Annotated in this window: 25 protein-coding genes; 7 read left to right on the top strand and 18 right to left on the bottom strand. The window is 59.3% G+C overall.

Annotation, left to right across the window (positions count from 1 at the left end; translation table 11 throughout):
- The first annotated feature begins 70 nt into the window (after positions 1-70).
- Positions 71-925: an RNA polymerase sigma factor RpoH gene (rpoH, locus tag AC5SEM_RS24125; RefSeq protein ID WP_456020477.1), complete on the top strand. Its 855-nt coding sequence runs from the start codon at positions 71-73 to the stop codon at positions 923-925.
- Positions 926-1,105: 180 nt separating this feature from the next.
- Here the strand turns inward: rpoH and mtgA are convergent, their stop codons facing one another.
- Positions 1,106-1,828 (bottom strand): monofunctional biosynthetic peptidoglycan transglycosylase, encoded by a 723-nt coding sequence (gene mtgA / locus AC5SEM_RS24120; protein WP_495471431.1) that lies wholly within the window; start codon positions 1,826-1,828, stop codon positions 1,106-1,108.
- 74 nt (positions 1,829-1,902) lie between these two features.
- Between mtgA and AC5SEM_RS24115 the strand changes: the two genes are divergently transcribed.
- From AC5SEM_RS24115 to trmB, 4 genes are all read left to right on the top strand, one after another.
- Positions 1,903-2,283 (top strand): DUF423 domain-containing protein, encoded by a 381-nt coding sequence (locus AC5SEM_RS24115; protein WP_077574908.1) that lies wholly within the window; start codon positions 1,903-1,905, stop codon positions 2,281-2,283.
- Positions 2,284-2,354: 71 nt separating this feature from the next.
- Positions 2,355-2,555 carry a sulfur carrier protein ThiS gene (gene thiS / locus AC5SEM_RS24110; RefSeq protein ID WP_122604433.1) on the top strand — a complete coding sequence of 67 codons (201 nt, stop codon included), beginning with the start codon at positions 2,355-2,357 and terminating at the stop codon, positions 2,553-2,555.
- A 60-nt stretch (positions 2,556-2,615) separates the two neighbouring features.
- The gene (locus tag AC5SEM_RS24105) at positions 2,616-3,410 is read left to right on the top strand and encodes a thiazole synthase (RefSeq protein WP_007913621.1); all 795 of its coding nucleotides are present in this window, start codon (positions 2,616-2,618) and stop codon (positions 3,408-3,410) included.
- Positions 3,411-3,419: 9 nt separating this feature from the next.
- The gene (gene trmB / locus AC5SEM_RS24100) at positions 3,420-4,145 is read left to right on the top strand and encodes a tRNA (guanosine(46)-N7)-methyltransferase TrmB (protein WP_077574906.1); all 726 of its coding nucleotides are present in this window, start codon (positions 3,420-3,422) and stop codon (positions 4,143-4,145) included.
- Between the two features lie 131 nt (positions 4,146-4,276).
- Here trmB and AC5SEM_RS24095 read toward each other — a convergent pair whose 3' ends face one another.
- The 10 genes from AC5SEM_RS24095 to AC5SEM_RS24050 form a co-directional block, all read right to left on the bottom strand.
- Complete coding sequence (locus AC5SEM_RS24095) at positions 4,277-4,600, bottom strand: DUF3392 domain-containing protein (RefSeq protein WP_034153666.1); 324 nt, start codon at positions 4,598-4,600, stop codon at positions 4,277-4,279.
- 35 nt (positions 4,601-4,635) lie between these two features.
- Entirely contained in the window at positions 4,636-5,841 is a 1,206-nt protein-coding gene (gene hemW, locus AC5SEM_RS24090; RefSeq protein ID WP_495471430.1) for a radical SAM family heme chaperone HemW, read from the bottom strand.
- Entirely contained in the window at positions 5,838-6,434 is a 597-nt protein-coding gene (rdgB, locus tag AC5SEM_RS24085; RefSeq protein WP_007913634.1) for an RdgB/HAM1 family non-canonical purine NTP pyrophosphatase, read from the bottom strand. The genes hemW and rdgB overlap by 4 nt, the downstream gene beginning before the upstream one ends.
- Positions 6,431-6,865, bottom strand: coding sequence for a DUF4426 domain-containing protein (locus AC5SEM_RS24080; protein WP_495471429.1), 435 nt, complete (start codon positions 6,863-6,865; stop codon positions 6,431-6,433). Before AC5SEM_RS24080 ends, rdgB begins: the two co-directional genes overlap by 4 nt.
- Positions 6,866-6,891: 26 nt before the next feature.
- Positions 6,892-7,512: a methionine biosynthesis protein MetW gene (metW, locus tag AC5SEM_RS24075; protein ID WP_007913638.1), complete on the bottom strand. Its 621-nt coding sequence runs from the start codon at positions 7,510-7,512 to the stop codon at positions 6,892-6,894.
- 7 nt (positions 7,513-7,519) lie between these two features.
- Positions 7,520-8,659 (bottom strand): homoserine O-succinyltransferase MetX, encoded by a 1,140-nt coding sequence (gene metX / locus AC5SEM_RS24070; RefSeq protein ID WP_007913641.1) that lies wholly within the window; start codon positions 8,657-8,659, stop codon positions 7,520-7,522.
- Between the two features lie 179 nt (positions 8,660-8,838).
- Entirely contained in the window at positions 8,839-9,126 is a 288-nt protein-coding gene (locus AC5SEM_RS24065) for a DUF167 domain-containing protein (protein WP_095121519.1), read from the bottom strand.
- Entirely contained in the window at positions 9,123-9,713 is a 591-nt protein-coding gene (locus AC5SEM_RS24060) for a YggT family protein (protein WP_038358826.1), read from the bottom strand. The genes AC5SEM_RS24065 and AC5SEM_RS24060 overlap by 4 nt, the downstream gene beginning before the upstream one ends.
- 10 nt (positions 9,714-9,723) lie before the next feature.
- The gene (proC, locus tag AC5SEM_RS24055; RefSeq protein ID WP_495471428.1) at positions 9,724-10,542 is read right to left on the bottom strand and encodes a pyrroline-5-carboxylate reductase; all 819 of its coding nucleotides are present in this window, start codon (positions 10,540-10,542) and stop codon (positions 9,724-9,726) included.
- A gap of 23 nt (positions 10,543-10,565) precedes the next feature.
- Positions 10,566-11,252 carry a YggS family pyridoxal phosphate-dependent enzyme gene (locus AC5SEM_RS24050; RefSeq protein WP_495471427.1) on the bottom strand — a complete coding sequence of 229 codons (687 nt, stop codon included), beginning with the start codon at positions 11,250-11,252 and terminating at the stop codon, positions 10,566-10,568.
- A gap of 56 nt (positions 11,253-11,308) precedes the next feature.
- Here AC5SEM_RS24050 and AC5SEM_RS24045 point away from each other — a divergent pair, with 56 nt between their 5' ends.
- A complete protein-coding gene (locus AC5SEM_RS24045) occupies positions 11,309-12,343 on the top strand; it encodes a type IV pilus twitching motility protein PilT (protein ID WP_007953348.1) in 1,035 nt (344 codons plus the stop codon).
- Positions 12,344-12,486: 143 nt separating this feature from the next.
- Here AC5SEM_RS24045 and AC5SEM_RS24040 read toward each other — a convergent pair whose 3' ends face one another.
- Complete coding sequence (locus AC5SEM_RS24040) at positions 12,487-13,104, bottom strand: C40 family peptidase (protein WP_016985978.1); 618 nt, start codon at positions 13,102-13,104, stop codon at positions 12,487-12,489.
- Positions 13,105-13,370: 266 nt separating this feature from the next.
- Between AC5SEM_RS24040 and AC5SEM_RS24035 the strand changes: the two genes are divergently transcribed.
- Positions 13,371-13,784, top strand: coding sequence for an NINE protein (locus tag AC5SEM_RS24035; RefSeq protein ID WP_495473498.1), 414 nt, complete (start codon positions 13,371-13,373; stop codon positions 13,782-13,784).
- 517 nt (positions 13,785-14,301) lie between these two features.
- Here AC5SEM_RS24035 and AC5SEM_RS24030 read toward each other — a convergent pair.
- The 6 genes from AC5SEM_RS24030 to AC5SEM_RS24005 all read right to left on the bottom strand — a co-directional run bounded on the left by AC5SEM_RS24030 (position 14,302) and on the right by AC5SEM_RS24005 (position 19,504).
- Positions 14,302-14,880 carry a lipid II-degrading bacteriocin gene (locus AC5SEM_RS24030; RefSeq protein WP_495471426.1) on the bottom strand — a complete coding sequence of 193 codons (579 nt, stop codon included), beginning with the start codon at positions 14,878-14,880 and terminating at the stop codon, positions 14,302-14,304.
- A gap of 728 nt (positions 14,881-15,608) precedes the next feature.
- Complete coding sequence (locus AC5SEM_RS24025) at positions 15,609-16,880, bottom strand: dihydroorotase (protein ID WP_495471425.1); 1,272 nt, start codon at positions 16,878-16,880, stop codon at positions 15,609-15,611.
- Positions 16,877-17,881 carry an aspartate carbamoyltransferase catalytic subunit gene (locus AC5SEM_RS24020; RefSeq protein WP_007913665.1) on the bottom strand — a complete coding sequence of 335 codons (1,005 nt, stop codon included), beginning with the start codon at positions 17,879-17,881 and terminating at the stop codon, positions 16,877-16,879. Before AC5SEM_RS24020 ends, AC5SEM_RS24025 begins: the two co-directional genes overlap by 4 nt.
- Positions 17,882-17,908: 27 nt before the next feature.
- The gene (gene pyrR / locus AC5SEM_RS24015) at positions 17,909-18,415 is read right to left on the bottom strand and encodes a bifunctional pyr operon transcriptional regulator/uracil phosphoribosyltransferase PyrR (RefSeq protein ID WP_495471424.1); all 507 of its coding nucleotides are present in this window, start codon (positions 18,413-18,415) and stop codon (positions 17,909-17,911) included.
- 79 nt (positions 18,416-18,494) lie between these two features.
- Positions 18,495-18,932 carry a Holliday junction resolvase RuvX gene (gene ruvX / locus AC5SEM_RS24010; RefSeq protein WP_008077844.1) on the bottom strand — a complete coding sequence of 146 codons (438 nt, stop codon included), beginning with the start codon at positions 18,930-18,932 and terminating at the stop codon, positions 18,495-18,497.
- A complete protein-coding gene (locus AC5SEM_RS24005; protein WP_016985971.1) occupies positions 18,932-19,504 on the bottom strand; it encodes a YqgE/AlgH family protein in 573 nt (190 codons plus the stop codon). Before AC5SEM_RS24005 ends, ruvX begins: the two co-directional genes overlap by 1 nt.
- Positions 19,505-19,528 lie beyond the last annotated feature (24 nt).

The raw sequence follows: 19,528 nt of genomic DNA, 5'->3' as shown, positions 1-19,528 counted from the left end.
GCACTTGAATTCCCGGTCAATTTTTCGCAGTGCCGAGAGGCACGAGTATGTAAGTGGGAGGTTTTTTCGTATGACCAATTCTTTGCAACCTGCGTATGCGTTGGTTCCGGGTGCGAACCTGGAAGCTTACGTGCACACCGTCAACAGCATTCCATTGCTGACGCCGGAGCAGGAGCGTGAACTGGCCGAGAGTCTCTACTATGAGCAGGATTTGGGGGCGGCTCGGCAGATGGTGCTCGCCCACCTGCGTTTTGTCGTACACATTGCCCGTAGCTATTCCGGCTACGGTCTGGCTCAGGCTGACCTGATCCAGGAAGGTAACGTCGGCCTGATGAAGGCCGTGAAGCGCTTCAACCCGGAAATGGGTGTGCGTCTGGTGTCGTTCGCCGTGCACTGGATCAAGGCGGAAATTCACGAGTTCATCCTGCGCAACTGGCGCATTGTGAAAGTCGCGACCACCAAGGCCCAGCGCAAGCTGTTCTTCAACCTGCGCAGCCAGAAGAAACGTCTGGCGTGGCTGAACAACGAGGAAGTCCACCGTGTGGCGGAAAGCCTCGGCGTTGAACCGCGTGAAGTGCGCGAGATGGAAAGTCGCCTGACCGGCCATGACATGGCCTTCGACCCGGCTGCTGAAGCCGACGACGACAGCGCTTTCCAGTCGCCGGCCAACTATCTGGAAGACCACCGGTACGACCCGGCGCGTCAACTGGAAGATGCCGACTGGAGCGACAACTCCAACAGCAACCTGCACGAAGCCCTGGAAGTGCTGGACGAGCGCAGCCGTGACATCCTCTACCAGCGCTGGCTGGCAGAAGAGAAAGCCACGCTGCACGACCTGGCGCAGAAGTACAACGTGTCGGCCGAGCGGATCCGTCAGCTCGAGAAGAGCGCGATGAACAAGCTCAAATTGTCGATCGCCGTATAACCGGCGCCTCGGCAATAAAAAACGCCCCGATCAGCGATGATCGGGGCGTTTTCATTTCTGCTTCGCCACAAACCAATGTAGGAGTGAGCCTGCTCGCGATAGCGGTGTGACAGTCAGCATTGCCGTCACTGATGCACCGCTATCGCGAGCAGGCTCACTCCTACATTTCGATCCTCGGTGTTATCGCGACCAAGGCGCCCGCCGAGAATCGTTGAGCCCCAACAGATAGCTATCCCCACCCAACTGACTCATTTGCTGCCGAATCCACCCGGCCCGCCGCGACACATAAGCGGTCGGATGGCTGGCACTCCAGACGCGAGGATTCGGTAGAACGGCGGCCAGATAACTCGCCTGTTGCCGTGACAGCGACTTCGCGCTCACGGCAAAGTGATGGCGGGCTGCGGCTTCGGCGCCAAACACCCCGTCATCCCACTCGACGCTGTTCAGGTACACCTCAAGAATCCGCTGCTTGGGCCAGAACACTTCGATCAGCGCGGTAAACCAGGCCTCCAGGCCTTTACGCAGGTAGCTGCGACCCGCCCACAGAAACAGGTTTTTCGACACTTGCTGGCTCAAGGTGCTGGCCCCGCGAATCGAGCCGCCGAGCTCGTTATGGGCAAGGGCTGCCTGAATCGCACTGAAATCAAAACCCCAATGCTCAGGAAACTTCTGATCCTCACCGGCCATGACCGCGACTTTGAGGTCGTCGGAGATCTCATCCCAGGGCTTCCACGTGCGCTGCAGATCAATCGGCTCGCCATCGACCCAGGATTCGACCTTGCGCTCGACCATCAACGCCGTGCCCGGCGGCGGCACGAAGCGAAACACCAGCACCAGCAAAACGCTGCCGCCGGCGAACCAGAGCAGGGCCTTCGTGAGACGACGGAAAATAGTACGCAGCATAGAGATGGCTTGGCCGAACCGGTGGAGCGGGCCATTATACAGACCCTGCCGATCGCGTCTGACTGGAGTTCCCAATGCTGCGTGGCTTTTTGATGCTGGCTGCTTTTTTCGGTTTCACCGGAGTCGCTTTGGGCGCATTTGCCGCCCATGGCCTGAAAAACCGCCTTACACCCGAGTACCTGGCGATTTTCCACACCGGCGTGACCTATCAACTGGTGCACACCTTGGCGCTGTTTGGTGTGGCGCTGTTGGCCACGCAGATTCAGGGTCGGCTGGTTGCTTGGGCCGGCGTGTCGTTCACCGTCGGCATTCTGTTGTTCTCCGGCAGCCTGTACGTGCTGACCATGACCGGCATCAGCAAGCTCGGCATCATCACCCCGTTCGGTGGTCTGGCATTTCTGGCCGGTTGGGTCTGCCTGGGCCTCGCCGCCTGGCGCTTGCAACCAACCGCTTGACGCTTGGTGCTGACCTTTAGGTCATGATCGGGCTAGAATGCCAGCCCCTAAAAATGATGGCGGCGTTACGCATGCGCATTCAGTTGAACGGTGAATCCCTTGAACTGCCCGACGGCGAGACCGTTGCGGCCCTGATCACCCGTCTGGAACTGACTGGACGCCGGGTGGCAGTCGAACTCAATCTGGATATCGTCCCGCGCAGCCAGCATGCCGACACCACGCTCAACGACGGCGACAACGTTGAAGTGGTGCACGCCATCGGCGGCGGCTGATCGTCCGCCCCGCGAGGGCACAGAATTCTGCAAGACCCTCACCCTTAAAGAGGATTCCCCATGAGCATCGTTCGTAGCGACAAGCCTTTTGTTCTGGCCGGTCGTACTTACCAGTCGCGTTTGCTGGTCGGTACCGGCAAGTACCGTGACATGGAAGAAACCCGTCAGGCCATCGAAGCCTCGGGTGCCGAGATCGTCACCTTCGCGGTGCGCCGCACCAACCTGGGCCAGATCGAAGGCGAGCCGAACCTGCTCGACGTGCTGTCGCCGGAGCGCTACACCTTCCTGCCGAACACCGCCGGTTGCTACGACGCCATCGAAGCTGTGCGCACCTGCCGCCTGGCCCGTGAGCTGCTCGATGGCCACAACCTGGTGAAGCTGGAAGTACTGGCCGACCAGAAAACCCTGTTCCCAAACGTCATCGAAACCCTCAAGGCCGCCGAAACGCTGGTCAAGGAAGGTTTCGACGTGATGGTGTACACCAGCGATGACCCGATCATTGCCCGCCAACTGGCAGAAATCGGCTGCATCGCGGTGATGCCGCTGGCCGGTCTGATCGGTTCCGGTCTGGGGATCTGCAACCCATACAACCTGCAGATCATCCTCGAAGAAGCGAAAATTCCTGTGTTGGTCGATGCCGGTGTCGGCACTGCGTCCGACGCAACCATCGCCATGGAACTGGGTTGCGATGCGGTGCTGATGAACTCGGCCATCGCCCACGCCCAACAGCCAGTCATGATGGCTGAAGCCATGAAACACGCCATCGTTGCAGGCCGTCTGGCCTATCTCGCTGGCCGTATGCCGAAAAAACTCTATGCCAGCGCCTCTTCGCCGCTGGATGGTCTGATCAAGTAAGAGCCATTGATGACTGAATCGAACGACACGCCTATCCAGACGGAAGAAGGCGACGAGCGCCAACACCGCCGCATCAAGAGTTTCGTGATGCGCGCCGGGCGCATGACCGAAGGCCAGCAACGCGGTTTGGACCAGGGCGCGCCGCTGTACGTGCTGCCGCTGGCCGACGCGCCGGTGGATTACGATCAAGTGTTCGGCCGTTCGGCACCGCGCTCGCTGGAGATCGGTTTCGGCATGGGCCATTCGTTGCTGGAAATGGCCGCGGCGGCGCCGGAGCAGGATTTCATCGGCGTTGAAGTGCACCGTCCGGGTGTCGGCGCTCTGCTCAATGGTGTGCTGACACAGGGCCTGACCAACCTGCGGGTCTACGATTGCGACGCGATCGAGGTGCTCAACCGCTGCATCGCCGACAACAGCCTCGATCGCCTGATGCTGTTTTTCCCGGATCCGTGGCACAAGAGCCGTCATCACAAGCGTCGCATCGTTCAGGCGTCGTTCGCTGAACTGGTGCGCAGCAAGTTGAAGGTTGGCGGCATTCTGCACATGGCCACCGACTGGGAACCGTACGCCGAATACATGCTGGAAGTGATGAACGTCGCCCCGGGCTACCGCAACCTCGCCGAAGACGGCAAGTGCGTGCCACGCCCGACCGAACGCCCGATCACCAAGTTCGAACGCCGCGGCGAACGTCTTGGCCATGGCGTGTGGGACCTGAAGTTCGAAAAACAGTCCTGAGTATCACGCGGTAAAAAATGTAGGAGTGAGCCTGCTCGCGATTGCGCACTGACAGTCACCGAAGAGGTTGAATGTCAGACCGCTATCGCGAGCAGGCTCACTCCTACAGTCGTTTTGGGGGGGTTGCGGGATCAGCGACGATCGGCAACTACGCCGATCAGGACGAGAACCACCAGCAGCACCGGCGCCAGGCTGTAGTTGTTGAACTGGCTCAAACCCTTGATCACCCATGGCGTGGCGTAGATCAGCGCCGCGCCGCTGCCGATCACGCACAGCAGCGACATCAGCGGTATGCGCAGGGCGCCGGCGATGCTGCCCAGGCGTTGCTCGACCCAGCCTTTGAAGTCGGCGCCGAACAGCACCAGCAGGCAGCCCACCAAGGCCAGAGCGATTTCCGATAGGTTGCTGCGGCTCCAGCGGGAGACGGTGGCGAGCAGGTCGAGTATCAAATCCATGCGGTTTCCCTTGGGACAGAAGTTGAGGGTTGGGCTCAGGTCAGAAATTGTTGCAGCAAGTCGTTGAGGAACAACTGTCCGCGCTCGGTGGCCGCCAGACGTGACGGTTCGACCTGCAACAGACCGCTTTGTTCTGCCGCGGCCCGGCCTTCAGCGAGGCTTTCCAGCGACAGACCAGTGCGCTCCGGATACAGGCGCGATTCGACGCCTGCGGTCAGGCGCAAGGCGTTCATCAGAAACTCGAACGGCATCTCGTCATTGGTCAGCGCTTTCTCGCCGGCCTGAAAGCTTTTTGCCGGGTTGAGATAGTCCTTCGGCAGTCGGGTTTTCCAGGTACGAACGATGCGTCCGTCCGGATGGCTGAGCTTGCCATGCGCACCCGCGCCAATGCCTATGAAGTCGCCAAAACTCCAGTAATTGAGGTTATGCCGCGCCGGGCGCCCGGACTGTGCGTACGCGGACACTTCGTACTGCGCGTAACCGTGCTCGGCCAGCAGCGCCTGCCCGGCCTCTTGAATGTCCCACAGCGTGTCGTCTTCCGGCAGCACCGGCGGCTGATTCCAGAACACCGTGTTCGGTTCCAGCGTCAGCTGATACCAGGAGATGTGCGTCGGATTCAATGCGATGGCCTGGCGCAGATCGCTCAAGGCATCGTCCAGCGATTGATCGGGCAAGCCATGCATCAAGTCGAGGTTGAAGTTATCGAACCCGGCCTGCCGCGCCATCCCGGCCGCGCGCACTGCTTCGTCACCGTTGTGAATCCGCCCCAGCGCCTTGAGTTTTTCCTGCTGGAAGCTCTGGATGCCGATCGACAGGCGATTGATCCCCAGTTTGCGGTAGGCGACGAACTTCTCTTGTTCGAAGGTGCCCGGGTTGGCTTCCAGGGTAATTTCGATGTCGTCAGCAAACGGAATGCGCTGTTCGACGCCTGCCAGCAACCGCCCAAGCGCTTCGGCGCTGAACAGGCTCGGCGTGCCGCCACCAAAAAAGATCGAGCTGATTTCGCGGCCGTAAACCGCGTGCAGGTCCTGATCGAGATCGGCCAGCAAGGCGTCGACGTATTCCTGCTCCGGCAAAACCGGGCTGGCAGTGTGCGAGTTGAAGTCGCAATACGGGCATTTGCGCACACACCACGGGATATGGATGTACAGCGCCAGGGGCGGCAGCGTCGGCAACGGCGCCCGAGGCGAAGAGGCGGCGCCGCCGACAATCAGCGACGACGCGGAAGAGTCACGGGTCATTTCAAACCCAGACGCTGGCGCAGCAGATCCATTGCACGGGCGCGGTGGCTGATCTGGTTCTTGTCGGCCGGGCTCAGTTCGGCGCTGGACACATCACGCTCCGGCACCCAGAACAATGGGTCATAGCCGAAGCCGTGCTCGCCGCTGGCGGCGGTCAGAATCCGTCCATGCCACAGGCCTTCGCAGAGGATCGGCAACGGATCATCGGCGTGACGCACCAGCGCCAGCACGCAAACGAATTGCGCACCGCGCTCGGCTTGCGGCACGTCCTTCAAGGCGTCGAGCAGTTTGGCGTTGTTCGCCGCATCGCCCTTGCCGTCGGCATAACGCGCCGAATAGATGCCCGGCGCACCGCCAAGAAAATCCACTGCCAGCCCGGAATCGTCGGCCAGTGCCGGCAACCCGGAAATCCGTGCGGCATTACGTGCCTTGAGAATAGCGTTCTCGACGAACGACAGGCCGGTTTCCTCCGGCTCGACCTTGCTCCACTCGCCAATCGAGCGCAGTTGCACCGATTCGCCGAGCATGGCCTGGAGTTCTTTGAGTTTGCCGGCGTTATGGCTGGCCAGTACGAGCTGCTTGATGTTCATCATTCGCCGGGAAAGAGTTCTTGGTTGAAATTGATGGTGTTGATCTTGTCGCCGTTCTGCACCTTGATTTCAAAGGTGCGGGTTTCCTGCTGCTCCACCGGGTACTGGGCGATGTAGTAGATCGCGCCTTGTTCGGTGATCTGGCGGAAATTCAGCGGCACGCTCTGGCTGGTCAGGTCTTTGACCGTGCCGGTGACGTTGGCGACCAGCGGTTTGCCGTCCTTGATTACCGAGACATTGATCACGCCCTGATTCTTGCTGCGGATCAGCTCCGCCGCCTTGGCGATGTCCGGTTGCAGGAACGTCGAGTTGAAGGTGTTGTAGTGCACCGTGATGTCGCCAAAGGTTTCCTTGCGCTCACCCTTGATGACGTCGGCCGCCAGAGCGCTGGTGCTCAGGCAGGCAGTCAATAACAACAACGCTAAACGACCCATGATCGTGCTCCTCGAAATGACGGGATTCAGACCGCGACTTTGTGGTCTGCAAGCTGCGGGCTGCTGACGCGGTAGATACCGATCTCACCTAACAGATTAGGCCATAGCTTACTGGCCCACCCGTGACGGTGCTGTTGATCCACGGCAAGCCGATCAATGACCTTCGCATCACGTTCGCGGCAAAGTTCTTCAAAGTCTTCGAAGGTGCAGAAGTGGATGTTCGGCGTGTTGTACCAGGTGTACGGCAGAAACTCGGAGACCGGCATGCGACCCTTGCTCGCCAGGTACCAGCGGCAGCGCCAGTGACCGAAATTGGGGAAGGTGATGATGCATTGACGGCCGACGCGGAGCATTTCGTCGAGGATCTTGTCCGGGTAGTGCACGGCTTGCAGGGCCTGGGTCATGACGACGATGTCGAAACTGTTGCTGGCGAAGTTGCCCAGTCCCTTGTCCAGATCCTGCTCAATGACGTTGACGCCTTTGGCCACGCACTGGGCAATGTTGTCGGCGTCGTTTTCCAGGCCATAACCGGTGACGTTCTTGTTGTCGCGCAACCAAGTCAGCAGCTCGCCGTCACCGCAACCGAGGTCGAGGACGCGGCTGCCGGCGGGGATCCATTCCTGGATGATTTCCAGATCAGCTCTCATGGCTTTCTCACAACGTGATGCGGTTCATGTAATTGCCGAACGCCTGCAAGTAGCGCGGGATCGGAATCAGGAAGGCGTCGTGGCCCTGCGGCGCATCGATCTCCAGATAGCTGACGTCCTTGCGCGCCGCCATCAACGCATCCACCAGCTCCCGCGAGCGGGCCGGGGAGAAGCGCCAGTCGGTGGTGAACGACATCACGCAGAACTTGGCCGTGGCGTTCTCGAAGGTTTTCGCCAGGTTATCGTCGAAGTTCGCCGCCGGATCGAAGTAGTCCAGCGCCTTGGTCATCAACAGATAGGTGTTGGCGTCGAAGCGCCCGGAGAACTCTTCGCCCTGATAACGCAGGTAGCTTTCAACCTGGAACTCGACACTGTGGAAGTCGTAGTTGAGCTTCTCGCTCTTCAGGCCACGGCCGAATTTCTCGCCCATCGAATCGTCGGACAGATAAGTGATGTGCCCGACCATGCGCGCCAGCATCAGTCCGCGCTTGGGGATCACGCCCGCTTCCTGGAACGAACCACCGTGGAATTCCGGGTCCGTGAGGATCGCCTGACGTGCGACTTCGTTGAAGGCGATGTTCTGCGCCGACAGCTTCGGTGCCGAGGCGATGGCCAGGCAGTGACGCACGCGATCCGGATAAGTGATGGTCCATTGCAGCGCCTGCATGCCGCCGAGGCTGCCGCCGATCACCGCTGCCCACTGGCCGATGCCGAGCAGGTCGGCGAGACGTGCCTGGCTGTGCACCCAGTCTTCCACGGTGAGTACCGGGAAGTCGGCGCCGAACGGTTTGCCGGTCTCCGGGTTGATGCTGCTCGGGCCGGTGGAGCCGTTGCAGCCGCCGAGGTTGTTCAGGCTGACCACGAAGAACTTGTTGGTGTCGATCGGTTTGCCGGGGCCGATGCAGCTGTCCCACCAACCGGGTTTGCGGTCGTCGACGCTGTGATAACCGGCGGCGTGGTGATGGCCGGACAAGGCGTGGCAAATCAGCACGGCGTTGCTCGCTTGCGCGTTCAGCGTGCCGTAGGTTTCGTAGATCAGGTCATAGGCGGCCAGCGAACGACCACAGGCCAAGGCCAGCGGTTCGCTGAAGTGCGCGGTTTGCGGCGTCACCAGACCAACAGAATCGGGGGGAAAGGCAGTTGGCATCGACCCTGCTCTCGTTGAAATGAGGCGTAAGTCTAAAGACCGGGGGGGTTAGCGGCAAGCAACTACCTGCGCTCGTTCCCACGCTCTGCGTGGGAATGCCTCATTGGACGCTCCGCGTCCGCTTCGGCGGGGGACGCGGAGCGTCCCGGGATGCATTCCCACGCGGAGCGTGGGAACGATCAGCGCACCAGGTCAGGCAAATCCGGCAACTTCTTCGGCGAGCAGATCTTCACTCGCTTCTGCCGATTCAACTCGCCGCTGAGCAAACTGACCTGGCTTTTGGACACCCCAAACGCCTTGGCCAGAAAGCCCATCAGATACGCATTGGCCTTGCCCTCGACCGGCGGCGCGGTCAGGCGGATCTTCAAACGATCGCCGTGCAGCCCGGCGAAGTCATCGCTGCGGGCTGCTGGTTGCAGGTGACACTCGAGGATCAAGTCGTCACCGTCCCATCGAAACCAGCTCACATCAGCAGACGGAGGATTTCCGGCATCATCGTCATCGCCGCCAGATTGTTGATCACCAGCATGTCGATCAGCTTCAGCGCGAGGAAGGCGAAGATCGGCGACAGGTCCAGGCCGCCGAGATTCGGCAGAAAGCGGCGGAACGGTGCCAGGGCCGGCTCGCAGATCTGGTTGACCAGTTCAGCGCCCGGGTTGTGGCTGCCCGGTGCAACCCACGACAGAATCACGCTGATGATCAAGGCGAAGAAGAAGATCTTCAGGAACAGCGCGGTCACGCCGATCAGCGACCAGATAACCAGTTGCAGCGGGTTACCGGTGGTGCCGTAAGTCAGCAGCAGGGTCAGCGCCATCAGCGCCAGTTGCACCAGAATCGCCAAAACCAGCGACGACATGTCGAGGCCGAACAGGCTCGGAATGATCCGACGCAGTGGCTTGAGCAGTGGCTGGGTGGCTTTGACGATGAACTGGCACAGCGGATTGTAGAAATTCGCCCGTACCAGTTGCAGCACGAAGCGCAGCAGCACGATCAGCAGGTACAGACTGCCGAGGGTTTGCAGCACGTAAACCGCTGCGGTGTTCAATCCAATCATGTAAGGCTCCTTATTTGCCCAGTTGTTCGGCCATTTCGGCCGAGCGGTGCGCGGCGGCGCCGAGTGCGGTTTCGACCAGGGCTTCGAAGCCATTGGCCTGGAATGATTTGATTGCAGCTTCCGTGGTGCCGTTTGGCGAGGTCACACGGCGGCGCAGTTCGGCCGCGTCGACATCGCTGGAAACCGCCATGTGCGCGGCGCCAAGCGCCGTTTGCAGAGTCAGTTGTTCTGCGACGTCTTTCGGCAGGCCGAGTTTGACGCCAGCAGCGGTCATGGCTTCGATCAGCAGGAAGAAGTACGCCGGGCCGGAACCGGACACAGCGGTCACGGCGTCCAGTTGTTGTTCTTCTTTCAGCCACAGGGCGATACCGACGGCGGACAGCAGCTCTTCAGCATGCTGACGTTGCTCGGCAGTCACTTCACTGGTCGCGTACAAACCGCTGACGCCTTGGCGCAGCAGCGCCGGGGTGTTTGGCATGCAGCGCACGATCGGCTGCTCGCCAAGCCACGCAGTCATGCTCGCGCAAGTGATGCCAGCGGCAATCGACACCACCAGTTGATTGGGTTTCAGGCTCGGGCGAATCGCCTCGCACACAGCCTTCATGGCTTGCGGCTTGACCGCCAGCACGATCACATCGACGCCGTCGATGGCTTGGGCGTTGTCGGCAAACGTTTCGATGCCGTGCTCAGCGCTGACCTTGGCGCGAGTTTCTTCGCCCGGATCGCTGGCACGGATGTGTGCAGCTTCCAGACCTTTGGCGCGCAGGCCGCCGATCAAACTGGCCGCCATGTTGCCCGCACCGATAAACGCAATACGTGTGTTGCTCATGTGTGGTCCTTATCTGGAAACGTTCAAGATTGGGAATAGTCGCGGGCGCCAAACAGGGCCGTACCGATACGAACCCAAGTGGCGCCTTGGGCGATGGCCGACTCAAGGTCGTGGCTCATGCCCATGGAAAGTGTGTCGAGCGGCAGATCAAGGCTCGCCTGCAATTTCTGCACGGCGGCGAAGGCCGCGTCTTGCTCGGCGCGATCTTCAGTCGGCTCGGGAATTGCCATCAGCCCACGCAGTTTCAACCGGGGCAGGCCGTTGATAGCCTCGGCCAATGCCGGCAGGTCAGCCGGAGTGCAGCCGGATTTACTGGCTTCGCCGCTGACATTGACCTGAATGCAGATGTTCAGCGACGGCAGCTCGGCCGGGCGCTGTTCGGACAGACGTTGAGCGATTTTCAGGCGATCCACGGAGTGCACCCAGTCGAAATGCTCGGCAATCGCGCGAGTCTTGTTCGATTGAATGGGGCCGATGAAGTGCCAGATCAAGGGCAGGTCGGCCAGTTCGAGCTGTTTGCTCAAGGCTTCCTGCAGATAGTTCTCGCCAAAGTCACGCAGGCCGGCGGCATACGCCTCGCGCAGGGCTGCGGCGGGCTTGGTCTTGCTCACGGCGAGCAACTGGACGCTGTTTTCAGGACGGTGTGCGGCTTGGATCGCGGTCTGGATGCGCGAACCAACCTGAAGAATGTTGTCTGCTATCGTGGACATCAAGAGGCGCCAGCGGTCTGAAGGTTCGCGGCATTCTACTGGAATTGAGGAGCGCTATGGATATCACTGAATTGCTGGCCTTCAGCGCCAAACAGGGCGCTTCCGACCTGCACCTGTCGGCCGGTCTGCCGCCGATGATCCGTGTCGATGGCGATGTGCGGCGGATCAATCTGCCGGCGCTGGATCACAAGCAAGTGCATGAGCTGATCTACGACATCATGAACGACACCCAGCGGGTCGACTTCGAGAAACATCTGGAAACCGACTTTTCCTTCGAAGTGCCGGGTGTCGCGCGGTTCCGGGTTAACGCCTTCAACCAGAACCGTGGCGCTGGCGCCGTATTCCGTACCATTCCGTCGAAAGTGCTGAGCATGGAAGACCTCGCCATGGGCGACGTCTTCCGCAAGATCACCGATGCGCCGCGCGGGCTGGTGCTGGTCACCGGGCCGACCGGTTCCGGCAAGTCGACCACGCTGGCGGCGATGATCGATTACCTCAACACCCACCGTCATCACCATATCCTGACCATTGAAGACCCGATCGAATTCGTTCACGAATCGCGCAAATGCCTGATCAATCAACGCGAAGTCCATCGTGATACCCGCAGTTTCGCCACGGCTTTGCGTTCGGCGTTGCGTGAAGACCCGGACGTGATTCTGGTCGGCGAGATGCGTGACCTGGAAACCATTCGCCTGGCGCTGACCGCAGCCGAAACCGGGCATCTGGTGTTCGGCACGCTGCACACCACCTCAGCGGCGAAAACCATCGACCGGGTGGTCGACGTGTTCCCCGGTGACGAGAAGTCGATGGTGCGCTCGATGCTGTCGGAGTCGTTGCTGGCGGTGGTCTCGCAGACGCTGATCAAGAAGATCGGCGGCGGGCGGGTGGCGGCGCACGAGATCATGCTGGGCACGTCGGCGATCCGTAACCTGATCCGTGAGGACAAGGTCGCGCAGATGTATTCGGCGATTCAGACCGGTGGGTCGTTGGGCATGCAGACACTGGACATGTGCCTGAAGGATCTGGTGACCAAGGGCTTGATCAGCCGCGAGCATGCGCGGGAGAAGGCGCGGACGCCGGATAACTTTTGAGGGGGATTTGTGTCGCTATTACCGGCCTCTTCGCGAGCAGGCTCGCTCCCACAGGGGATTTGCGTCGTTCACAAATCAAATGTGGGAGCGAGCCTGCTCGCGAAGGGGCCAGTGCTGCTTGAGCAGATTCCGAGTCAGTCAGCTCAGCGCTGAACCACGCGCATCTGGCTTTGTTCTTTCGGCAACACACGCTTGGCCACTACGTAATGCTGCTGCCAGTACGGCTTGTTCAGCGTATCGATGCTCACCGCTTTGCCACGACGAGGCGCGTGGATGAAGCGGTCGTTACCCAGGTAGATGGCAACGTGGTTGACCCGACGGCTCTTGATGTTGAAGAAAATCAGATCGCCCGGCTTCAGATCCTTGCGCTCGACTTTCTCGCCGTGGCCGCTGGCCATGGCGTTCGAGGTGCGTGGCAGGTCGAACGTAGCGTCGTTGAACGCGTATTTCACCAGACCGCTGCAATCGAAGCCTTTACTTGGGCTGCTGCCGCCCCAACGATAAGGTGTACCGAGGACGTTTACCGCACGGCTCAGCACATTGCTGCTTTCCTTGCTCGCCATCGGTGGCACCAGCTTGCTGTGGCTCTTGCTGCTCAGCGTGGTGGTTTTGCTTTTGCTGCTTTTGCTCGAAGGAGCCGAAGCATGGGATTTAGGGGTAAAGCCGTTAACGTTAGGAAGACGTTGCTCACGATTGGTGGCGTGGGCGGCCAGTGGCATTAATAGGCAGATGGTTAGCCATGTCTTGAAAAATGGTCGCATTAGGCGTGGCTCTTCAGTGATAGCGCGCAACTTTATAACAGAGTTTTTTTTCATTCCGAGTCCGTTGGTCGATTCAGTTGGCAGCCAACGGAACCAAATAAGCGGCAAATGGACGCAATTGTCGGACAGAAGTCAGGTGCTATAAGGCTTTGACGGTAGCAACGGTAACATTTGCCGTACGTCGGCTACCTGTAAAAAAGTCACAAAGAATTCAAGAATATTTATCTATCGCGTGAATCGAGGTCTTCATGAACCCCTATCAACAAATTGCTCAGCCGCAAGATACACACAGCAAAGTCATCGGTTATCTGCTGTGGATTTTCGGATTTACCGGCGCCCACCGCTTCTACTACGGCAAGCCGGTGACCGGGACGATCTGGTTCTTCACCTTCGGTTTGCTCGGCATTGGCTGGCTGATCGACCTGTTTCTGATCCCGGCAATGGATCGCGAAGCGGATCTGCGTTTTACCGCCGGGCCGATCGAGTACAACGTGGCGTGGATTCTGCTGACGTTCCTCGGAGCATTGGGCGTGCACCGGATGTATCAGGGCAAGTGGATCAGTGGGCTGATCTATCTGCTGACGGGCGGGTTGTTCTTTCTGGGGGTACTGTATGACTTCTGGACACTGAATGATCAGGTCTCGGTGCGTAACGCGCAGAATCGCGGTGCTTTCCAGTAAATATGAGAGACTCGCCAGACCGCTTAGATGAACGGTTTGGCAAGTTCCTCTAATAGTTGTTTTGCTAATGTGTTATTTCAATTGGGCAAATGTGCTTACCTGAAAAGCGATAAACGTGATTGCGCTAGCAACGTAAAATATTGCGATGACTGCATGGTTCGGTATCGACCAATAAACAATGCTCTCCACAAGAATCACCAGTGACACCGTGGCAAGCAAATATGCTGGTATTTTTCGGATTAGACTTGCAGAGAAGCGAGTGCGTGACTTTCGCAATAATAAAATCTGCATTAGGTGGTTAAGTGTCAGTGTCAACCATATAGCAAACATTACGCTAAAGGGGAGGCCGATTGAATCTTGTTTGGCATCGTATATTTGCGCCTCGAGATTTTTAGTGAGTATGAATACGCCGGTGCAAAATGTGACTGCGAGCAAAATGAGATACGTACAACTCGAAAATCTATAGAGTCTCTTCATTTGAGCTCCACTGAGCGGGCATGGAAGATTTTATTAAAATCTACGGGGTCGGTTGAAAGCCAGTTCCGGTGAGCCGTATTTTTTGCTCGCCGAAGATATCGATCTCGTAATGCGTTCCGGAGAATACTCTACCGGCTGTTGTTAAGACTTCAAGCGCTGTTGATCTGTTGCTGGCATCGAAATCATAAGTATCGGTATAGGCTCTGACGACGCCATCGAAAATCCAGGATCCTTGTACATCTCGCGTGAAACTTCCTTCCATGCTCAACGTTATTCTTCCTAGGTAAGCTCCGGTGACGTTGCTGTCATTGATGGTTGCGTAAGGGATCTTCGGATCAGATAAATAATAGGTACCGGCCTCTCGGGTGCTGGCAATTGAATTGGCCAGTAGCGGCAGTTCGTTGGCCCTGACGTTCAGGCCGATATTGTTAATGCTCACTCTCATCCTCTCCCCGTTCCCCCACAGGTAGTGGGCGAAAGCTTTAATTGGGCTGAAAGTGCCGCCCGACAACTCGGTAGTCAATGTTTCGTAATTTAAATTGTATGGAGCTGTCGCTGAAACTTTGATCAGTGCTTCTATCGGGCTCAGTTTCTGCTGCGCAGAAAATGCATCGGCCAAACTGAAATTTATAATCTTGTTCTTAAAGTAGCCGTGGCTAATAACAGCGGCGCTGTTGAGTAGGTAGTTATCGCTTTCAGTGATTCTCCACAGGTCACGAATACCTCCCAGACATCGTTATTTATTGCCTTGCTCATCATTTGGAGCTCATAGGTGAAAGCTTTGATGCCAGATTTCATTTCCAGCCAGGAATGGAACATATCCATTTCCGCTGAAGACAACACAGGCCCATCGCTTAAGGGGAGTGAGTGGTTTGACCATCATGGTTGATAATGGCTTCTCCAGCGCCCTGCCAATCTGCCGTGGCGTAGGTTCCCCAGCTAAAACCATGGTTAACTGTAAAGCCGCCAGAATTCCCTGTTGTGCCCCTGGTGACGATAGGTGGAAGCGTAAGTCCGTTTTTCATATGTTCATCCTTGTTGGTGATTGTCGTCCTTTTTGCAGGTTTTATATTAGGGGTAGCGTATTAAACTTGGATATGGAAATTTTGTAGTCTGTTTCTGGTTGTGCCGAAGTTATTTTCGTAGGAAAGAAAGGTGTCGGAAATTTCTTTGTGGCTCGCGTGCCTTTTCCTACACCTGTTGATGGGGGGCAAATAGCGGGTATTAAACGAGTGTATGTGCTGGTTCAGGAAGGGAGCTGAGCGGAATTTTAGTAATTAGACAATTTGGTGTTACTAACCGAAGTCCAACAGATCGCAGCCCACTACAGGCTGCGATCATTAGAGTTTACGCCTGGTGACTGATCCGCCCATCCACCAGCGTGTAGCGAACCACACCCGGCAAAGTGTGCCCAATGAACGGGCAGTTCTCACCCTTCGACAACCAGTTTTCACCGGCCACCGTCGAAGCCTGCGGATCGAACAGCACGATATCCGCCGCCCCACCCACCGCCAGTTTGCCGGCCGGCAGGCGCAGCGCTTCAGCCGGGCCTGCGCTCAAACGCGCCAGCAAGGTCGGCAGATCGAGCAAGCCATCCTCAACCAGCGTCATCGCCAACGGCAGCAACAGCTCAACACTGCTGATGCCCGGTTCGGTCGCGCCGAACGGTGCCAGTTTGGCGTCACGCTCGTGCGGCTGGTGATGGCTGGAGATCGCCGATACAACACCGGACTTCACCGCTGCACGCAAACCATCGCGGTCAGCACGCGTACGCAGCGGTGGCTGCACGTGATACAGACTGCTGAAGTCGATCAATGCTTCGTCAGTCAGAATCAGCTGATACAGCGCAACATCCGCCGTCACCTTCAAACCACGGGCCTGCGCCTGAGCGATCAGGGCAACGCCGCGAGCGCTGGTCAACTGGCTGAAGTGCGCACGCACGCCAGTCTGCTCGACCAGCAACAGATCCCGGGCCAAGGCCACGGTCTCAGCGGTTTCCGGAATCCCCGGCAGACCGAGGAAACTGGCCACCGCGCCTTCATGAGCCAAACCACCTTCGGCCAGATCGTGATCCTGTGAGTTGAAAATCACCGTCAGGTCGAAGGTCGCTGCGTATTCCAGCGCCCGGCACAGGGTGCGGGTGTTGCGGAAGCTTTCGAGACCGTTGCCGAACGCCACACAACCAGCGTCGCGCAGCGCCACCAACTCAGCCAGTTGCTCGCCGTCCAGACCTTTGCTCAGTGCGCCAATCGGGAACACCTTGGTGTTGCCGGCCTCGCGAGCGCGGTCGAGGATCAGTTCGGCCACGGCGGAGGTGTCGAGCACCGGTTTGGTCTTCGGCGGGCAGCACAGGCTGGTCACACCGCCGGCGGCCGCGGCGCGGGTTTCGCTGATGATCGAGCCTTTACGGCTGTAACCCGGCTCGCGCAGGGCCACGTTCAGATCGACGAGGCCCGGAGCGGCAACGAGGCCTTGGGCATCAATGGTTTCTACTGCCGTGAAACCCGCTGGGGCCGCGCCGAGGGCGACGATCTTGCAGGCTTCAACGTGAATGTCGGTAACTTGATCCAGGCCGCTGCTTGGATCGATGACGCGTGCGCCGAGAATGCTGAGCTTCACTGGGCGTTCTCCTGCTCGAATTGGCGCTGGGCCGTTTGCCCGCTCATGGCCATGGACAGCACGGCCATACGAATGGCAATGCCGTAGGTGACCTGATTGAGGATCACCGAGTGCGGGCCGTCGGCCACTGCGGACTCGATTTCCACGCCACGGTTGATCGGCCCCGGGTGCATGACGATGCAATCGGGTTTGGCCCCGGCCAGACGCGCGGTGGTCAGACCGAACAGGCGGTAGAACTCGCCTTCGCTCGGCAGCAGGCCGCCGGTCATGCGTTCACGCTGCAGGCGCAGCATGATCACCACGTCGACGTCCTTGAGGCCTTCGGTCATGTCGGTGTAGACCTTCACGCCGTATTGCTCGATGCCGATCGGCAACAGGGTTTTCGGCGCGATCACGCGGATGTCCGGGCAACCGAGGGTTTTCAGCGCGAGCATGTTCGAGCGCGCAACCCGCGAGTGCAGGATGTCGCCGACGATGGCCACCGAGAGGTTTTCGAAACCGCCCTTGTGCCGACGGATGGTGAGCATGTCGAGCATGCCCTGCGTCGGGTGCGCGTGACGGCCGTCGCCGCCGTTGATGATCGCCACTTGCGGGCAAACATGCTCGGCGATGAAGTGCGCGGCACCGGAATCACCGTGGCGTACGACGAACATGTCGGCGGCCATGGCTTCGAGGTTGCGCAAGGTGTCGAGCAGGGTTTCGCCCTTGCTGGCCGACGAGGTCGACACGTTCAGGGTGATCACGTCTGCCGACAGTCGCTGGGCGGCCAGTTCGAAGGTGGTGCGGGTGCGCGTGGAGTTTTCGAAGAACACGTTGCACACGGTCTTGCCGCGCAGCAACGGGACTTTCTTCACCGCCCGGGCACCGACTTCGAGGAACGAGTCGGCAGTGTCGAGGATTTCCGTCAGCAACTCGCGGCGCAGGCCGTCGAGCGAGAGGAAGTGGCGCAGCTGGCCCTGATCATTGAGCTGCAGCGGGCGCTTGGTATCTAGAGGCGTCATCGCGAGGGGGACTCTCAATAGGGCGGATTAAAGGTTGAAGTCTTGCAGTTCGAGCGTCAGCGGCTCGGGGCCGGACAGCTTGACCCGTTCGTGAGCGGCCAGCGACAAGGTCGCGCCGACCACATTCGGGCGGATCGGCAGCTCGCTGGCGTCCAGATCGAGCAGGCAGACCAGGGTCACGCTGGCCGGACGGCCGTAGTCGAACAATTCGTTCATGGCGGCGCGGATGGTGCGGCCGCTCATCAGTACGTCGTCGATCAACACCAGATGCTGGCCTTCGATCTCGAAGGGCAGGGCGGACGGGCGCACTTGCGGGTGCAGGCCGTTCTGGCTGAAGTCGTCGCGGTAAAAGGACACATCCAGCGTGCCCAGTGGCGCGTCGCTGCCCAGTTCCTTGAGCAAGGCCTGCGCGACCCAGATGCCGCCAGTGCGAATGCCGATGTAACGCGGTTCAGTGATGTCACGCTGGGCAAGGTGCGCCTTGAGGCGGGTCGCCATCTGGCTGATCAGATCGGCGGGATTTGGCAGGCTCATGGTTGCTCCTTGTTGGGGCGAGTCAGGTCCTTGGACGCAACTCGGTTTTTCACTCAAAAGAAAAGCGCCGAAGCGCTTGTCAGGATTCAAACAATGCAGTGTTTTCATCGAGCCAGCCCTGCAACAGCAGAGCTGCGGCGATGGCGTCCACCGGGTTGTCGCGGTAACTGCCCTTTTGGCCGCCACGCACCAGACGCTCGCCTTTGGCCTCGAAGGTGGTCAGGCGTTCGTCGTGGGTATAGAAGGGCACATTGAAGCGGCCATTGAGGCGGCGGGCGAATTTCTCTGCGCGCAGGCACATTTCGCTCGGCGTGCCGTCCATGTTCAGCGGCAGGCCGACGACCACGGCGTCGGGCTTCCATTCCTTTATAAGGGCTTCGACCTGGTTCCAGTCGGGGACGCCGTTCTGTGCCTTCAAGGTGCACAGCTCGCGGGCCTGGCCGGTAATCACCTGGCCGACCGCGACGCCGATCTGTTTGGTGCCGTAGTCGAAGCCGAGAATCAGGCGCAGGGCCATCAGGCGTGACCTGCCTGGCTGGTCAGCAGGCTGAGGTTGATCCCCAAGTGCCTGGCCGCTGCTTCGAGGCGCAGTTCGCTGCTGGTGTTGAACAGGATGTCGGCGTCGTACGGGCAGTTCAGCCAGGCGTTGTCGGCGAGTTCCGCTTCCAGTTGCCCGGCTTCCCAACCGGCGTAACCGAGGGCAATCAGGCTTTTCGCCGGGCCGACGCCGTCCGCGATGGCGAACAGCACATCCTGCGAGGTCGACAGGGCCAGATCGCCGTCCAGTTGCGCGGTGGCCTGAAAGGTCTTGCCCGCGGGGTGCAGGACGAAACCGCGATCGGTCTGCACCGGGCCGCCGATGAAAATCGGTACGTGCTGGCACAGTGCTGGCGGGTCGATGTCGGGGCGCAATTGCTCAAGGATGTCGGCCAGATTCAGCTCTTGCGGCCGGTTGACCACAATCCCCATAGCGCCATTGGCCGTGTGCTCGACGATGTAGGTCAAGGTGTGGGCAAAGTTCGGGTCGGCCATGTGTGGCATGGCGATCAGGAATTGATGCTTGAGGTAGCTGGGGCTGACGTTTTTCATGTGCGCTAGTGTGGCGTTCGGGGG

It is taken from the genome of Pseudomonas sp. CH61 (genome assembly GCF_059429415.1).
This window is presented reverse-complemented; position numbering and strand designations above follow the sequence as displayed.

Excerpts from the sequence above, each read along its gene's own strand:
- trmB (WP_077574906.1), top strand. The coding sequence starts at position 3,420 with ATGACTGAATCGAACGACACGCCTATCCAGACGGAAGAAGGCGACGAG.
- AC5SEM_RS24115 (WP_077574908.1), top strand. The coding sequence starts at position 1,903 with ATGCTGCGTGGCTTTTTGATGCTGGCTGCTTTTTTCGGTTTCACCGGA.
- metW (WP_007913638.1), bottom strand. The coding sequence starts at position 7,512 with ATGAGAGCTGATCTGGAAATCATCCAGGAATGGATCCCCGCCGGCAGC.
- AC5SEM_RS24005 (WP_016985971.1), bottom strand. The coding sequence starts at position 19,504 with ATGAAAAACGTCAGCCCCAGCTACCTCAAGCATCAATTCCTGATCGCC.
- rpoH (WP_456020477.1), top strand. The coding sequence starts at position 71 with ATGACCAATTCTTTGCAACCTGCGTATGCGTTGGTTCCGGGTGCGAAC.
- thiS (WP_122604433.1), top strand. The coding sequence starts at position 2,355 with ATGCGCATTCAGTTGAACGGTGAATCCCTTGAACTGCCCGACGGCGAG.
- proC (WP_495471428.1), bottom strand. The coding sequence starts at position 10,542 with ATGAGCAACACACGTATTGCGTTTATCGGTGCGGGCAACATGGCGGCC.
- pyrR (WP_495471424.1), bottom strand. The coding sequence starts at position 18,415 with ATGAGCCTGCCAAATCCCGCCGATCTGATCAGCCAGATGGCGACCCGC.
- ruvX (WP_008077844.1), bottom strand. The coding sequence starts at position 18,932 with ATGGCCCTGCGCCTGATTCTCGGCTTCGACTACGGCACCAAACAGATC.
- AC5SEM_RS24050 (WP_495471427.1), bottom strand. The coding sequence starts at position 11,252 with ATGTCCACGATAGCAGACAACATTCTTCAGGTTGGTTCGCGCATCCAG.
- AC5SEM_RS24040 (WP_016985978.1), bottom strand. The coding sequence starts at position 13,104 with ATGCGACCATTTTTCAAGACATGGCTAACCATCTGCCTATTAATGCCA.
- metX (WP_007913641.1), bottom strand. The coding sequence starts at position 8,659 with ATGCCAACTGCCTTTCCCCCCGATTCTGTTGGTCTGGTGACGCCGCAA.
- hemW (WP_495471430.1), bottom strand. The coding sequence starts at position 5,841 with ATGACCCGTGACTCTTCCGCGTCGTCGCTGATTGTCGGCGGCGCCGCC.
- AC5SEM_RS24060 (WP_038358826.1), bottom strand. The coding sequence starts at position 9,713 with ATGATTGGATTGAACACCGCAGCGGTTTACGTGCTGCAAACCCTCGGC.
- AC5SEM_RS24095 (WP_034153666.1), bottom strand. The coding sequence starts at position 4,600 with ATGGATTTGATACTCGACCTGCTCGCCACCGTCTCCCGCTGGAGCCGC.
- AC5SEM_RS24105 (WP_007913621.1), top strand. The coding sequence starts at position 2,616 with ATGAGCATCGTTCGTAGCGACAAGCCTTTTGTTCTGGCCGGTCGTACT.
- AC5SEM_RS24080 (WP_495471429.1), bottom strand. The coding sequence starts at position 6,865 with ATGGGTCGTTTAGCGTTGTTGTTATTGACTGCCTGCCTGAGCACCAGC.
- AC5SEM_RS24045 (WP_007953348.1), top strand. The coding sequence starts at position 11,309 with ATGGATATCACTGAATTGCTGGCCTTCAGCGCCAAACAGGGCGCTTCC.
- AC5SEM_RS24020 (WP_007913665.1), bottom strand. The coding sequence starts at position 17,881 with ATGACGCCTCTAGATACCAAGCGCCCGCTGCAGCTCAATGATCAGGGC.
- mtgA (WP_495471431.1), bottom strand. The coding sequence starts at position 1,828 with ATGCTGCGTACTATTTTCCGTCGTCTCACGAAGGCCCTGCTCTGGTTC.
- rdgB (WP_007913634.1), bottom strand. The coding sequence starts at position 6,434 with ATGATGAACATCAAGCAGCTCGTACTGGCCAGCCATAACGCCGGCAAA.